At 48.9% G+C, this 15110-nt stretch carries 16 protein-coding genes and 4 pseudogenes; 15 read left to right on the forward strand and 5 right to left on the reverse strand.

Going from position 1 to position 15110, the window contains the following annotated elements; translation table 11 throughout:
* Positions 1-123 precede the first annotated feature (123 nt).
* Positions 124-768, forward strand: a pseudogene (locus DZ54_RS0105545) (ACT domain-containing protein); the annotation flags it as partial.
* 60 nt (positions 769-828) lie between these two features.
* Complete coding sequence (locus DZ54_RS0105550) at positions 829-1206, forward strand: DUF3461 family protein (RefSeq protein WP_021022007.1); 378 nt, start codon at positions 829-831, stop codon at positions 1204-1206.
* Positions 1207-1240: 34 nt separating this feature from the next.
* Here DZ54_RS0105550 and truC read toward each other — a convergent pair whose 3' ends face one another.
* Positions 1241-1990: a tRNA pseudouridine(65) synthase TruC gene (gene truC, locus DZ54_RS0105555; RefSeq protein WP_025673371.1), complete on the reverse strand. Its 750-nt coding sequence runs from the start codon at positions 1988-1990 to the stop codon at positions 1241-1243.
* The gene (locus DZ54_RS0105560) at positions 1987-2307 is read right to left on the reverse strand and encodes a YqcC family protein (RefSeq protein WP_025673372.1); all 321 of its coding nucleotides are present in this window, start codon (positions 2305-2307) and stop codon (positions 1987-1989) included. The genes truC and DZ54_RS0105560 overlap by 4 nt, the downstream gene beginning before the upstream one ends.
* Positions 2308-2446: 139 nt before the next feature.
* Between DZ54_RS0105560 and DZ54_RS19390 the strand changes: the two genes are divergently transcribed.
* From DZ54_RS19390 to DZ54_RS0105585, 5 genes are all read left to right on the forward strand, one after another.
* Positions 2447-3223 carry a DUF3549 family protein gene (locus DZ54_RS19390; RefSeq protein WP_338057031.1) on the forward strand — a complete coding sequence of 259 codons (777 nt, stop codon included), beginning with the start codon at positions 2447-2449 and terminating at the stop codon, positions 3221-3223.
* On the forward strand, positions 3204-3497 hold the full coding sequence (locus DZ54_RS27070; RefSeq protein WP_338057032.1) for a DUF3549 family protein: 294 nt from the start codon (positions 3204-3206) through the stop codon (positions 3495-3497). Before DZ54_RS19390 ends, DZ54_RS27070 begins: the two co-directional genes overlap by 20 nt.
* Positions 3487-3801, forward strand: coding sequence for a DUF3301 domain-containing protein (locus DZ54_RS0105570; RefSeq protein WP_025673373.1), 315 nt, complete (start codon positions 3487-3489; stop codon positions 3799-3801). Before DZ54_RS27070 ends, DZ54_RS0105570 begins: the two co-directional genes overlap by 11 nt.
* 884 nt (positions 3802-4685) lie before the next feature.
* A complete protein-coding gene (locus DZ54_RS0105580; protein ID WP_025673375.1) occupies positions 4686-4919 on the forward strand; it encodes a DUF2789 family protein in 234 nt (77 codons plus the stop codon).
* Between the two features lie 32 nt (positions 4920-4951).
* Positions 4952-5230 carry a hypothetical protein gene (locus DZ54_RS0105585; RefSeq protein WP_025673376.1) on the forward strand — a complete coding sequence of 93 codons (279 nt, stop codon included), beginning with the start codon at positions 4952-4954 and terminating at the stop codon, positions 5228-5230.
* A 16-nt stretch (positions 5231-5246) separates the two neighbouring features.
* On the opposite strand, the gene DZ54_RS19395 is transcribed toward DZ54_RS0105585, so the two are convergent.
* The gene (locus tag DZ54_RS19395) at positions 5247-6026 is read right to left on the reverse strand and encodes a Zn-ribbon-containing protein (RefSeq protein WP_081721600.1); all 780 of its coding nucleotides are present in this window, start codon (positions 6024-6026) and stop codon (positions 5247-5249) included.
* Positions 6023-6571, reverse strand: a complete 549-nt coding sequence (gene syd / locus DZ54_RS0105595; protein ID WP_025673377.1) for a SecY-interacting protein — start codon at positions 6569-6571, stop codon at positions 6023-6025. Before syd ends, DZ54_RS19395 begins: the two co-directional genes overlap by 4 nt.
* A gap of 63 nt (positions 6572-6634) precedes the next feature.
* On the opposite strand from syd, the gene queF reads away from it, so the two are divergent.
* The 8 genes and pseudogenes from queF (at position 6635) to xni (ending at position 13909) form a co-directional block, all read left to right on the forward strand.
* Positions 6635-7483, forward strand: coding sequence for an NADPH-dependent 7-cyano-7-deazaguanine reductase QueF (gene queF, locus DZ54_RS0105600; RefSeq protein ID WP_025673378.1), 849 nt, complete (start codon positions 6635-6637; stop codon positions 7481-7483).
* 57 nt (positions 7484-7540) lie between these two features.
* On the forward strand, positions 7541-8842 hold the full coding sequence (locus DZ54_RS23305) for a tetratricopeptide repeat protein (RefSeq protein ID WP_051415926.1): 1302 nt from the start codon (positions 7541-7543) through the stop codon (positions 8840-8842).
* Entirely contained in the window at positions 8826-9947 is a 1122-nt protein-coding gene (locus tag DZ54_RS23310; protein ID WP_051415927.1) for a hypothetical protein, read from the forward strand. The genes DZ54_RS23305 and DZ54_RS23310 overlap by 17 nt, the downstream gene beginning before the upstream one ends.
* Before the next feature lie 76 nt (positions 9948-10023).
* Positions 10024-10458 carry a hypothetical protein gene (locus tag DZ54_RS24700; RefSeq protein WP_128080456.1) on the forward strand — a complete coding sequence of 145 codons (435 nt, stop codon included), beginning with the start codon at positions 10024-10026 and terminating at the stop codon, positions 10456-10458.
* Positions 10371-10985, forward strand: a pseudogene (locus tag DZ54_RS27075) (hypothetical protein); the annotation flags it as partial. The gene DZ54_RS24700 and the pseudogene DZ54_RS27075, both read left to right, overlap by 88 nt.
* Positions 10986-11057: 72 nt before the next feature.
* Positions 11058-11582, forward strand: a complete 525-nt coding sequence (locus DZ54_RS27080) for a GGDEF domain-containing protein (protein WP_338057036.1) — start codon at positions 11058-11060, stop codon at positions 11580-11582.
* A gap of 120 nt (positions 11583-11702) precedes the next feature.
* Positions 11703-13054 (forward strand): annotated as a pseudogene (gene ppnN, locus DZ54_RS19410) (nucleotide 5'-monophosphate nucleosidase PpnN).
* Positions 13055-13140: 86 nt separating this feature from the next.
* Positions 13141-13909: pseudogene (xni, locus tag DZ54_RS19415) on the forward strand (flap endonuclease Xni).
* 48 nt (positions 13910-13957) lie between these two features.
* On the opposite strand, the gene rlmM reads toward xni, so the two are convergent.
* The gene (gene rlmM / locus DZ54_RS0105625) at positions 13958-15034 is read right to left on the reverse strand and encodes a 23S rRNA (cytidine(2498)-2'-O)-methyltransferase RlmM (protein ID WP_025673379.1); all 1077 of its coding nucleotides are present in this window, start codon (positions 15032-15034) and stop codon (positions 13958-13960) included.
* Between the last annotated feature and the right edge of the window lie 76 nt (positions 15035-15110).

The following is a 15110-nucleotide window of genomic DNA, read 5'->3' on the forward strand; positions in this document are numbered from 1 at the left end:
GCTTCGTCATGCTTCCTCAGCCTGTCATCGTCAGGGCGAGTTCTAGGTGTAATGGATGTAGATAGAAGTATGATYGWGGCAGCGTTCTTTAAAGCCGCACWYCATTTTCTGACGACCTAGCTGACCCACAAACAAATTGCTTGGCATAGTGAACATCTGCTCCATCACAGCGGTGATAAGCCGCTAGTGCTGGTGAGTAAAAAAGCGACTCGCGGCGGTACAGAAATATTCGTTTACTGCCAAGACAGACCGAGCTTATTCGCCCGTGTGGTTGCCGCATTAGATAAGAAAAACCTCAGTGTCCATGATGCCCAGGTGATGACCAGTAAAGATGGCCACGCACTCGATACCTTTATGGTGCTCGACCAAAACGATGAGGCTATCCCTATTGATCGACACCCCAGAATCATTGAAGGGGTTGGCAAAGCACTCGATGAGACTGGCAAGATAACCATTCCTAAACGTCGATCGCCGCAAAAGTTGCAACATTTTTCGGTTAAAACTCAGGTGTTATTTTTACCCACCAAAAACGGACGGCGTACACTTATGGAATTGGTCGCGCTTGACACGCCGGGGTTATTGGCACGTGTCGGGGCGGTTTTTGCTCGGCAAAATGTCAGTGTTCACGCGGCTAAAATTACCACCATTGGCGAGCGCGCAGAGGATTTTTTTATTGTCACGGATCTCGACAATCAAGCGCTCACCTCTGAACACCAAGCACAATTGAAAGCGGCACTCGAGAAAGCCTTCTCGCGCGCCAACAAATAATACCAGATCATCGCGAGTGTAAGGCTCGCGATCGTTACGATGTCTAACAATGAGGTGGCTATGTATCAACAGTTAAAAAACATCGGCGTTGAACACCCTGAAAAAATAGAACGCTACTCGCTACGCCAAGAAGCGAGCTACGATACGCTCAAAATTTATTTTAGTAAGCCAAAAGGCGATCTGTTTGCACGGAGTATGAAATTTAAATACCCGCGACAGCGTAAAAATGTGGTCGTCGACAGCGGTACAGGTCGCTCAAAAGAAGTGACAGAGATAAACCGGAGCCTATCTTTGGTCATTGATGAGCTCGATCAGATCGTACAACACGAGCATACCGAGCAAGACGTGAAGCAAAAAGTACTCACCGACCTACGTCATCTAGAAAAAGTGGTCGCCAGTAAGATTGCAGAAATCGAGGCCGAGCTCGAAAAACTGTAAGAACAGCATGCAAGTACACCGCCCATGGCAAGGTCTAGTTATCGAATGATGACGCCGGCGCTTCCCAGCCCAACTGTTCAATAACATGCTGCCAGACTGTATCCAAAGGCGCCTGAATAAAAACAGTCTCGCCACTGGCTGGATGCGTTAGCATCATTTCGCTGGCATGCAAGAGCAACTGATGACAATTAAACCGCTCTCTAAAGACGCGATTGTGCCGACCATCTCCATGCGTGGTGTCGCCAATGATTGGATGGCTTAAGTGGTGCATATGCCGCCGCAATTGATGCTTACGTCCAGTATGAGGTTGCATCGCTACCAAGCTATAACGACTGGTCTCATATCGTCCGGTCGCGATCGGCAACTCAACCGTCGCCAATGGCTGATAGTCAGTCACCGCCGGCTTTGCTGTCGCCGGTTGGCTGGCGTGTTTATCCGCTATTTTGTCTTGCTCTTCCACCAACGGATAATCGAGTTGTCCAGCGTCGGAAACCCAGCCTCGTACAATAGCATGGTACGTTTTTTTAACTCGTGCTTCAGCAAACTGCGGCATCATCTGAGAGGCCACCTTACTGGATAGCGCAAACACCAAGACCCCAGATGTCGGCTTATCCAGGCGATGCAGTGGGTACACGTGCTGGCCAATTTGATCTCGCAAAGTTTGCATCACAAACCGAGTTTCCCCCTTGTCTAACCAAGAGCGATGAACCAGCATCCCAGACGGTTTATTGACCACGACCAAGTACGCATCGTGGTACAAAATAGAGAGTGGCGATATTGTCATGATTGAGCAAAAAGCGCATCAATACGATAAATCACGTTGACGACTGCGGCCGCGCCATACTGATCTTTCATAGCCTCTTCCACATAGGGGGCCATTTCAACGTTGCTTGGCAGTGACTGGCCAGATAACACCAACTGGCGCATCCGTGGCAAAAATATCCATTGCAACCATTCATGGCATGCCAGTGTATCAACCGCAAACGGCTCAGTGCTCGCCAGTCGTTTGGGTGACGGTGGCGTCGACTGCAGTAACTCGTAACTTTCAAGCACTTGCTCTAATTCATCAAGGAGTTGTTCACATTGTTGGCAAAGAGTCATTGACAACCTCATCATTACTCAATCGGAAAAGCGCGAAGCATAGCACGAACCGATCAAAGACGACATCAACAAGGCGAGCATAGCCTGGATAAAAACTGGTATACTCGCGCTAATTAAGTGATAACGAAGAGCGGATATCATGCAAACGGTTCACGCCCTCAGCGCCCTGTTTGATCAAGCAGGTTGTCAATTCAGTGTCTATGATTTAGGCCGTCGAGTGTGTCGCCTAGAAGAGGCATCCTTTCGTGCCGTCGAGGCCAACCAACAACCTTACCCTCACCCATTACGCCAATATGCGCACATGGCCGTTGCTTTTTGGCCACCAGGGGGAACGCCCTGGGTATGGTTTTTAAAAATGCCTTTAGATGAACGAGGGTTATTAAATCACACCGCGATGGGCGATTTCCTTCAGTATGTCAGTGCTGCAATGGGCGAGAGTCTAACTGCAACGCCAAACAAGGCACAGCGCGAGAAACTGGCCAACAATCCTTACACCTTTACCCCAACTGACGACAAGATGGCGATGTTTCACGCCACACTGACCTATCAGCTGGGTCATCCCGCCAGCCAGTACTATGATTATGCTCAGCATTATCTGAATGGCGAGCTCGGCTGGGACAATTGGCAAGGTGTTGGGCTACAGGGCCTGGCAGATATTTGCGTGCGTATGCAAGCGCAAAATAATGCAACCCGCATCCGTAAAGCACTGAATAATATACCCACTATGCCACTGTATGCGCTTTTAGGTTGTTTGGAGCATTGTGATATTAATGCCAAATTAGCGGAAAGTTTACGCGAGATATTTACCCAAATGTGCCAACGCCAAGATGTCGACTTATTTTTGGTCAGTGCATTACTTCGTGCTCACGCAGGGCGCCTTCAGACACGGCACATTGTTGATAGAAGCCGTACTTGAAAGACCAGAACTCCACCACCGAGAAATTTTTGTCGCCATTGCTGGTCGCTGCTGGCGTAGCTTAGCGAATGAGTCCGTGCTTGATCGCTTTTTAATTGCTCTGGCGGACCAACACGATGCAGCGTTATTTCAGCAGATCTATACGGATTTAGTCATGTTGCCACCGTTACGCGGTGCACTACTGACCCGCCTACACGGTCACACATCGCCTGCACTGACGCAGGCAATGGCTCGGATGCAACAAGCCGTAACACAAACCACCCATGATCACTGATCTGTTTACCATCTTGCTGGTTGTCGTCGTTGCATTGCTATTTTGGCAACAGCGGCGACAGTCTGAGCAGGCTCATCAGCATATTCGTCAATACTGTCAGCGAATGGAGTTGCAGTTGCTCTCCATCGCGCGCGGTCGTCATACGATGGTCAAAACAAAAGTCGGTTGGCGATGGGTAACGCATTATTGGTTTGAGTTTTCAGCGACAGGTAATGATCACTACACCGGCCAAGCACAGCTTTATGGGCTAAGGCTGAAAACGATTGAGACGCCTGTCCATGCGATGCCAGGTCAATCCGATTAATCAATGGCAAGACCGTCAGTGAAAAGACATGGTCGCGCATCGCGATAAGCTGTACTAGATTAAAATAATGGTGCACACGCTGAGGTTGTTTTTGACAATGCGTGACAGGGAGTCACCGAGTGTCGGCCACCGAGTGTCGGGTCTAACACTCAAAAAGGAAAGGGCGCAGCTTGCGCCGCGCCCTAAAGTTTTACTTGCAGCTGTCCTGCTACTAAAAGGTGCTCCCTGCATCATTCCTTGATCAGTCGCTGATTCCTTCAGCGTCGTTCCTTGTCTCTCCGTCTTGGAGGTGTCCTTTCGTCATCCTGACAAACCGAAATTCCCATTTTCGATAAGCTCTCCATCCTGGATGGTGTCCATGACTTCATCCTGAAGTGGTCCTTAAGCCCCCGTCCTGGGTTGTCCTAAGTCTTCTTGACCTACAAGCTTCCTGCTTGTAGAGAACGGCTCCATCCGTTGTCCTTTTTGCAATCCCTGCCAGCGCTTCTTCCTGAAGTACTGCCTCATCCTGAGGGTCCAATCCTTGGTGATTCCTGTTCCCTGTGTCAGTTCCCTTCCGACACCCATAAGATTACGCGAATCGACGTTGGGTACAAGCCACTGTCACGTGCGTAATCTCTCATTTTTTTGTCTGAATAATCGATAAAAGAATAAGTGGCTGTTTTTATTTGGAAATAAATAAAGAAAAGCGATTTGTCTTGATGCGATTCTGCTTTTATCCCACGCCTTTGTAAGAGATATCGCACACGGCAAAGGGGGATTTTCTCTTCAGAATAGAATTGGGTTTTCAGCAGAAGGGACTCGGCCTAATGTTTTTACGCTTGCTATAGTTTTTACGTTTTCTACAGTGAGTATAGACCCATATCAACCGAATAGGAGAGACAATGGAAACGTTCCAACATGATTTGCAGTATCTGTTTGAGCAACTCGGTTTAGCCAGCGATCACTCTGCCATTGAGCACTTCTTATCCAGTCATTGTCTGGTGGACGGGCAAACGCTGGTGGATGCCCCTTTTTGGAATGCCGCGCAACGAGCATTGATTGATCAAGCAGTAAAAGAAGATGCCGACTGGGCTGAACAGGTTGATATGCTTGATGCATTGCTGAGAAAGCCCTAACCTTGCCGCTTACCTGAAAGCAAGGAGATGAAATGAGCTATCAAGCTGCATTAGAGCGAGCATTAAAAGCGCTTGCCGCCAAAGGACAGAGCGCGACAGTGGCAAAAATAAAAGCCCAACTGGATACACAAGTTCCATTGCCGCTTATCATTCAGGCAGTCAAAAGTGCCAAAGACAATCGGCCTCTTCCGGCAATGTCTGCGCCCGAAACCGTTTCGTCTGACGCTGAGCGTATCGATAAACTTGAACAACATATTACACAGCTAAGCGAGCGCTTGGCCCAGTTAGAAGCAAAACTGGGCAGCCAATAAAACAAGCGCATCGTCATCACGTCAGTTTAAAGTCCCAAGACAGATTAGACACCAAACGGCAACGGTCGCATTTGAACAAAAAGATATCATGGAGTGGGGACGCTAAACGCCATGGCTGCCCGCACTTAGGACAAGGGCGCTCTAACTCACTTTCTTTGTCCTGTGCCCCCCACACGATACTGATAATAGTAAGTTGGGTCCCGGTTAGATATTCAATGCGGCCACGCAAATCCCAGCCGCGTTGAAATAACCGGGTATGCGGGCTTTCTATTTCTTTTAGTCCTGCAAACTCAGCATCGCTAGCTCCTGCCATTTGTAGCTCGTCACAGGCCTGCCATTCCGTTTGCCACTTGATCACCGCTTTGTGGTCACCATTAAAGGTGGCGGGTAAGCGATAGAGCGGTATCGGAAGCAAGGTATCTCCGCAGCGCAGCGGTGAGCAAGTATGCACAAATGTGGTGTAGAGTACTTGCCAGCTCGGAGAAGCACTGGGCGCCGCCTGCTCTGAATTAAGATCGCGTCCCAAAAGACGCACTTTAGGCTGGGTTAAACACGCATCCGCCAATTGTTGCAACGCACGTTTGACTTGCGGGCTATGATATTTGGGTTGTAACGCGTCTTCATCAGGGCACACAACACGTAACTGAAATTGCCCCTCTTGCATGAGAATGGGAAACTCGCGTCCGAGCACCTGACCGTTATAACGAAGCGCGTCCATCAGGCCATTTAGCGTACGATCGACGGCACTGACTGTGGTGTTATCAAAACACTCAAACGTAAGCTCGGTTAGGATCATACGACATCAACCTCCAAAGCGGTTACAAACGCTTCGGCATCTTTAGCTATCACCTCGCGCGTGCCCGTATTCAATCCTTCCTTCACCACTTCGCCGCTCATGTTATCGATCGCAATAATCGTCATTTCGTCCTCCGTGGTGGCAATGAAAACAGTCGGGGTCAATTTACGCTGACGTTGCATCATTAAATGCCCCAAAATATTTTCTTGTAAACGTGCAAGATCGTCGTCGCTCCAAACTTGTACCAAACAGAGTGATTCCCCCTCAAACCGAACCGGTAAATCGGCACAATAGAGACGATTATAAAAATCCTTGATATCACTGTGTAAACGAAGCGATATGCCCGTTTCAACGTTGGTAAAATCTGCGGCGGTATCGCGCTTAACCGGCCTCCACTGCACTTGATGCGTATTTTCACTCACGGCACAAGGCGACGAGAGCCCAATATAGTCCTCTGTGCATGGCAAACTCTGATGCTGATGCTGCCATGCGGTAACGTAATTCTGTGCCAGCGCCCAAAGGGCAAGATGTAATGTGTTCTCCATTCGCAACCTACAGCAAGATTCAGTAAACTTTACCCATTCTACTTGAATCAATAGCAGATCCGTATGAGCAATTATCAAGATGCCGATGCCCTAGCAAAGCTATCTCTAGGCCAACACACTGATTATCCGACTGAATATGACCCGTCACAGCTACGTGCGGTCCCGCGTCAATTAAATCGCCAAGCTATCAGCCTCGATCAGGCGTCGCTTCCTTTTACGGGATATGATACTTGGACGCTCTATGAACTCTCCTGGTTAAACAAAAACGGCTTACCTCAAGTGGCGATAGGCGAAGTCCGTTTGCCCGCATCGAGTCCAAATCTGGTGGAATCGAAATCGTTCAAGTTATACCTCAATAGCTTTAACCAAACCCGATTCGATAACTGGCAGCAAGTGGCGAATGCATTGCAAACCGATCTTTCCGCGTGTGCTGGTGAAGCCGTGGATGTCACCTTATCGCCACTCAGTGAGCTAGAAGGGGAGACGATTGCCGGATTGTCTGGCGAATGCTTGGATCATCAAGACATCAGTATTGATGACTACCGTTTTCACCCGGAGTGGCTAGAAGACGCTGCTCAAGGTGCCGTCGTCTCTGAGACACTTCATAGTCATTTACTTAAATCTAATTGCTTGATCACCAACCAGCCCGATTGGGGCTCGGTGAGAATTGCTTATAAGGGCAAGAAAATAAACCGTGAGGAATTGCTTCGTTACCTGGTGTCATTCCGTGAACATAATGAATTTCACGAGCAGTGCGTTGAGCGCATTTTTATGGATATTATGCGCTTTTGTCAGCCTGAAAAACTGACCGTCTATGCTCGTTATACTCGCCGCGGTGGTTTAGACATTAACCCCTACCGTACCAATATGGGTAAAACCCCCAGTGAAAATAACCGGTTAGCACGACAGTAACCAAACAGGCTGCTTTTCGGCAGCCTTTCTTTCATTTTTATACATAGAGGATGGCGCATGCGCATCAGCCGACTACTTGTAGGCCTGCTTTTCTGGTTGACGTCGATGACGGCGTTCGCTTCTATCCACTCCTCGCCTGTCTTGACCGATGCCGAAAAATTACTGGATACGTCACCGATCCAATCATTAGAAATCAGCAATCGATTTCTCGCCCAACGACGATTAACAACAGGCGCTAATCGTTCACACGTCAACAATGATACAGATCGGTCTATCCGAACCCCACTGCACACGGTTTACGCGTACTTGATCAGTGCCCGTGCTTATGCGCATTTGGAGCAGCCGATTGAGTCCAAAGCGGCGCTCCAAAAAGCGTATCAGGTCGTTGAAGAGTACGATTTAAAACACACTTACGTGCAAGTCGTGCTTACCGAGGCGTCACTCATTTGGCATTTAGACCGCGATGAGCAAGGTGCACTTGCAAAGTTAGATAACGTACAAACGGCGATGAATGGCTTGCCGGAGAATAGCCTCAATGGACCCGATATTCGCTTTCGTAGTGCTCTGTTACGCGCCAACATACTGGCCGAAACATCTGATACCGAAACGGCGTCAGTGGCCTATGAAAACGCACGCAGCCAACTGAGCAATGATCCGCAAGATCGTCGCGACAAAGTCGAGTTTCAACTCTCATTTGGACGTTTCTTACTGGCACAAGCACAGCATGAAAGTGCATTAACTGAACTGCTTAGCGCGTTCTGGATCGCCAGTGAAAATGAATATACCGCACTGATCGCGAATGCCAACATGGAACTCGCTCGACTTTATTTCCAACAAGGTGTTCTTGAGCAAGCACTCGAACATGCCAATCAAGCGGCGGCGTTTTTCGAACACTTCTCACTCAGCCGACGACTATCAGCCTCTCAACGCCTATTGGCTGCCTTGTACGAGCAGCAATCTCGGTATAATTTTGCCCTCGTGCATTATTTTAATGCGCTAGAAGTTGAGCAGTCTCTTGGCCGAACGCAACCTTTAGCCGATGTACACCTCGCCATCGCACGGACCTACTTTGAACTAAAACACTTTCCCCTCAGTGATCGTTATATTCAGGATGCATTGCGGCTCGTGGGGAGTTTGCCTAACTCGCCACTGACAACACAGGCAATGCTGCTACAAGGCCGTATTCATTTAGCCCTTGAACAACCCAAACAAGCAGAAAAGGAAATCAAGACCGCGCTTGAGCGTGCAGAAGAGGAAAACGATTGCCTCTACCATGACCCACGCTTATCAGGCACTATCAAACGCATTAGAGGCTCAGGGGCGGTATCAAACGGCATTAGCAATGCAGCGAGAATATGAGCAATTACGTGCAAAACAGACACAGTCAAAGCAACAACAACAAGCAGATACCTTCAAACAACAGCAACGTGTGGTTGAACGTCAGTTACAAATGGATGAGTTACAGCGTCAGCTCGATACCGCGCATCAAGAACAGTTGCACCTCCAGAAAGTTAATTATTTCTTGTTGGGCAGCCTTGGCGTATTAATTGCGATTGTCTATCTGCGTCACCGTGCCGCCGTATTGCGTCAAATCGAGCTAGAGCAATTGCGTGATGACTTTTATACCCACCCACGCACTGGGCTGAGAAATTTACGCATGCTGAATGCCAAATTGCCACGTTCGCTCGAAAAAAGTAATGCCAACTTTGAGCAATGGTACCTCAACGATATGATCCACCAGCCACTGAGTGATCGGCTACGCTTTGCCATGTTTGATGTCGCTTTTCTCAAAGAATTGTTTTTGTTGCATGGCTATCAGCGTGCTCAAGACATAGAGCGTCAACTCGGGGAGTACCTGTCGGAACGCGTGACCCAATCTGGGCGCCTTTACCATTTTGCCGATACGCTGTTTATTTACATTGAAACCAACTGGGACGAAGACACTAAACCTGAAGCACTCGCGCAGTTTGTACAAACCTTGATTGAGGATTTTGTCACTCAATACCAAAACACGGTAACCGAGGAAACACCCGAGGACGCTGCTGCCGGAATATCAGATGAATTGCTTGATGAAAGCGCATCCACTGATGCCGCTCCCCAACCTCTGGCTTGTTTAACGCCACACGTCGCCATTGGCCTGGCGGAATACCCCTTTTTGCCACGCGCATACACCTCAATCAACGATCAAGAGTTGATCGAAATCTTGTTAACTGCCACACACCAAGCTAGAGCATTGGTCCAACAAAGCGAAGAAAGCCATTGGGTACACTTTAGTGCGATTAATACGGCGCCAGCAGCGAGCTTCGTTAACACTAACCTTCGTCAAGCCTGTTTGAAAGGGATTGACTCTGGGCTCGTAAAGGTTAAAACATCATCAAATGGCTTCATGGACTGGCAGAAGGATCACGAATCTGATAAAAAGCGACCATCTTTTATTGATGACGATAGCAATAAGTCGGTATAGCTAACGTCCGTGGGTGGGGCGATGTCGCCAACTATGATGCTAAATCGCGAATGTAATCAGGTATTTTCTCGACAAAATGACTAAGTCAACTCCATCACCGTTGTCGGCACAGACCGCTCAGGCGGATCATCATAATGCGCCTTCAGCGTATCGAGAGTTGGCTTTGAAGTCGCGTCGAGAGATCCACGCGCTTAAACGCTTAGTGTCGCGATTGATTGCAACATGCACAGGTAAAAACACCGCGGCAGATCAAAAATTAACCGATTTCCGTGACGTATTATACTCGGCGCAGGATGTTAGCGCGTTGCTTCCGCGTTTAGCTGTTATTGAACGCATGGTGAGTCATCAAGACATGACACAAAAAAAGCACAGTCACATCTCGAGCAGCAGTTTCACACCAGTGGTGAAACGCTACAACGTGTCACTGGCCTACCTGCTCAGCTCAAGCGAGATTTGCGAGAGTTGTTGGCAAAACCGGCAAACAGTGACACAGAGCGTACTCAGCATTTAATCCGATTGCTTCAGCTCTACGAGCGAGCCGTGACCTTGCAAGCCACACGCCCTCGGGCTCAACAGGCGCAAGTAACGCTCGACCAAGACCAAATTCGTCGCGTCGCCGATGAACTACAAAACCTCATTACAGAACTAGATATTGATGGTCAAGCTGGCAGTCAGCTGCTTGATATTCGTCGCCAATTATTGACTGATGTATCGCCGGCAACTGTCGTCTCACTCACGCTCACCGCACTTCGGTTAATTTTAGACGCCACACACGCGGAGCGTCTGGCGTCGCAACAGTTCCTCGCCCAGGTCAATGATGATCTGGTTTCAATTAGCCAGCAAAATACGCGCGCGTTTGATCATGCCACGCAATTACGCATGGCACACCAAAGCGTGGACCAACGTTTAGATCGCACCATTACTGATATTGAGCACGAACTGAGTTTAAAAGGTACCTCAGAGTCCAACCCTGAGGCCGCACTGACGCGTGCACTCGACGCGCTCAACGTCATAGCAAAAGAGAACGACGCCCTCAAAACGCGAGAGCAGGCACTCGAAGAGCAACTGAGTCATAATCAAAACCAGCTCAGCACGTTAGCCGAGCACACCATGGATCAACGCCGCCACGTTGGCGACCAAGAACGTAAGCGTTTACTCGATCCTCTGACCCGTGTTTACAATCGCGCCGCGCTCAACGATCGCCTCGAACATGAATTTCGCTTGTGGAAGAAGTACCAACGGCCGTTTTGCCTCGCGGTGATTGATATTGATCACTTCAAGCAAGTTAATCAACAGTTTGGGTATGAAGTCGGTGATAAAGCCTTGAAGATCGTCGCGCGTACGATTTATCAATGCTTGCGTGACACCGATTTTATTGCCCGATTTGGGGGCGAAGAATTTGTGATCTTATTACCTGATGCCAACGATGATACCCGCACGGAGATCCTAGCCAACATCAGCCATACCATCCGCAAGCTACCGTTAAAATTCAAAAACGAGCGCGTCGCGATCACGGTATCGATTGGTGCCACCCTCTTTAGCGGTCAAGATACCCCAACCCCGGTTCTAGAACGGGCAGACCAGGCACTATACCAAGCCAAAAACAGTGGGCGTAACCAAATCATTTGGTGTTAATTATTACTGGTCAATTGTGGCTGGCGTGTGTATTTTTAATTAACACACTGATTTTTATAGCACCGTGCTATCTCCCCTACTTGGTTTTCAAAAGGGGGCGGTCCGCAAGAGGTTGTCGTTATGATCACACATATTAGCCCTATTGGAACGATGGATCTGCTTTCCCAGATTGAAGTTGATCGTTTAAAAACCAGCGCCAGCAGCGGGTTATATCGTTTGTACCGAAACTGCTCATTGGCTGTTTTAAATTCCGGTAGTCATACGGATAGCTCTAAAGCGCTGCTAGAAAAGCATGAAAACTTCGAGATCCGGGTACTCCGTCGTGAGCGTGGGATCAAACTCGAGTTGGTCAACCCGCCCGAACATGCTTTCGTCGATGGTAAAATCATTCGTGGTATTCAAGAGCACATGTTTTCTGTGCTAAGAGATATCATTCATGTCAATGTGCAGCTTGAGCACAGCCCGGCGCTAAACCTAGACAGCTCGCCACATATTACCAATTTAATCTTCGGTATCTTACGCAACGCCAAAGCACTGCGTCCTCATGTCGATCCTAGCTTGGTTGTCTGTTGGGGCGGCCATTCGATCAATGACATCGAATACCAATACACCCGTGAAGTAGGGCATGAATAGCTGAGAGAGCTGGATATTTGTACCGGTTGCGGGCCAGGCGCGATGGAAGGCCGATGAAAGGCGCGGCCATCGGTCATGCAAAACAACGCACTTATGATAGCCGCTTTATAGGCCTGACTGAGCCGTCGATCATCGCCGCCGAACCACCCAACCCGATGGTGAATGAGTTGGTGATCATGCCCGATATCGAGAAGCGATTAGAAGCGTTTGTTCGTATAGCCCACGGTATCGTTATCTTTCCTGGCGGCGCCGGTACCGCAGAAGAGTTACTCTATATTCTTGGGATCATGATGCATCCCGATAATCGCGCACAACCACTACCGATCGTACTCACCGGACCAAAAGAGAGTGAAGCTTATTTCCGTAACATTGATGCATTCATTCGTGATGTGCTCGGTGAAGAAGCCACACAATACTATGAAATTGTGATTGATGATCCGGCCAAAGCTGCACGGTTAATGAAAAACGCCATGCCGGCGGTAAAAGAACATCGCAAAGCAACGGGTGACGCATACTCGTATAACTGGTCATTAAAAATTGAGCCTAGCTTTCAACACCCCTTCGCGCCCACACATGAGAACATGGCAAACCTTAACTTGCACATGAATCAACGCCCTGAGCTGCTTGCTTCTGCGCTGCGTCAGGCTTTTTCAGGCATCGTCGCAGGTAACGTAAAAGATGAAGGGATGCGCAATATTGAACGCCATGGCCCATTTAAGATTGATGGCGACAAATATTTGATGGCAAAAATGGATAAACTTTTGCAAAGCTTCGTCGAGCAACAGCGCATGAAGCTACCTGGCACCGAGTATGTGCCGTGCTATGAGATTGTGTCTTAGCGACAAGCGCAGCAACCCACGCCCTGCGTCCTAAACAAAAACCGGGTATAATGCGGCATTTATACGACGCATACCCGGTTTTTATTATGTCTAGGCTCCATGTTGTTATTATTGATGCGATGAATCTGATCCGCCGAGTCCACGCTGCCCAGCCGGATCAAGCGTCTATCGATGCGACGGCTCAGTCATGCATCAAAACCTTGGATAAAATCATCACTCATAGCCAGCCCAGCCATATTGTTGCCGTGTTTGATCATATTGGCCCCGACCGAGGTTGGCGGGCCGAGATACTTCCCACGTATAAACAGAACCGTAAACCCATGCCTGTAGCACTAGAAAAAGGCTTGGATACGATCCAAGAAGCATTTTGGCAACGCGGCGTCGATGCTTTGCTGTCGCAAGGCGATGAAGCCGACGACATGATTGCTACCTTGGCATTAAAAGTGGCAGCGCGTCATGAGCACGTCACGATTGTTTCAACCGATAAAGGCTATTGCCAGCTATTACAGCCCACGCTAAGCATTCGTGATTACTTCCAACATCGGTGGCTCGATTTAGCGTTTGTTGATGCTCAGTTTGGTGTGCGCCCCGAACAGCTCTGCGATTTTTGGGGACTGGCCGGGATCAGCAGTAGCGAGGTGAGCGGCGTCCCCGGTATTGGCCCAAAACCGCCGCGACCCTGCTTGAGCGATACACGACGCTAGAGGCGATTTCGCCGCGGACGATATTGAGCAAAAATGGCAAAAAAAGCTCGCCGGACACCAAGAGTTAGCGCAACGCTGTAAAAAGGTCGCTCAATTAAAAACGGATATCCCGTTAGGCTTTAACCTACAAGATATCCGCTTTGAACACTAACCGCGACTTGGCGCGCGTTTATGTCAACCGTGAGGGATTAGCACACGATTAACGCTGGCGTTTGACCCGTCGCATGTGCACGGTGATTTCTTCACGATCATGGTAAAGGTGTTTCGCGCGCATTTCATAGGGCACATTGTAGTCAGCTAAAAAAGCGCCGAGGGTTTCTAAGTTTTCTGATACCTGCTCATAGCGTCGGCTCATCGGCAGCTTTAAGTTAAAAATAGCCTCTTGGGCCCAGCCTTCAATCAGCCACTCGCCCATCAAGCGCGCCACTCGCGAGGGTTTTTCAATCATGTCGCACACCAACCAGGTCACATTCTTACGCGTCGGCTCAAATTTAAACCCGTCTTCGGCATGATGAAACACTTGCCCCGTTTCCATCAGGCTTTCTGCCATGGCACCGTTATCCACCGCATGGACAAACATCGACCGCTTCACTAATTGATAGGTCCAACCTCCGGGACAAGCGCCTAAATCGACCGCCCACATTCCTGGTGCTAAACGCGTATCCCACTCTTCCTTCGGTATAAAGTGATGAAAGGCTTCTTCCAGTTTTAATGTCGAACGGCTTGGCGCATCAGACGGAAATTTCATCCGTGGTAAGCCCATATAATGAGGCGAGTTATTGGTCGTCAGCGAGTAACCCACCAAGCAGGTACCCGGTGCGGTAAAGCATAAATGAATCACCGGTTTTTTGGGGTTATCTTTGGCTAACATAATCCCTTGTTTACGCAAGGCTTGACGCAATGGCACGGTGAACTTACGACAAAACTTCAACAAGGCCTTGGCCTCGTCGTTATCTGGGGTTTCCACTCGCAGATCGCCTCCTTTTGGGAGACCTTCTCCCGCTGCGAGAATCGGCGAGATACGATCATCCGGGTCGAGATCAGACAAGGTAGCAGTCACGGCGATCATTTGGCGAGCAAAGATCAGTGAACCTAAAGCCAGGTCACGGACAACACGTTCAGCGTCATCTTCTTGGTAACACTCAAAGAGAACATACGCACTGTTGTTTATCACGCGTGGAAATCCATACACGCCCATTTCGGTGGTTTTTTGTTGGATTTCTGCGGCGCAGTCTTTTTCAAACCCAGCACGGCAGTAAAGCAAAACCTGGTTCATAACACCCTCTGGTTCGACGATAGGATCACGCTATGTGATGATAAAAATAAGCTGCGCATTATATCTGTCATCTCGA

The sequence above is a fragment of the Salinivibrio socompensis S35 genome (assembly GCF_000513715.1).
Taxonomy (GTDB): Bacteria; Pseudomonadota; Gammaproteobacteria; order Enterobacterales; family Vibrionaceae; genus Salinivibrio; species Salinivibrio socompensis.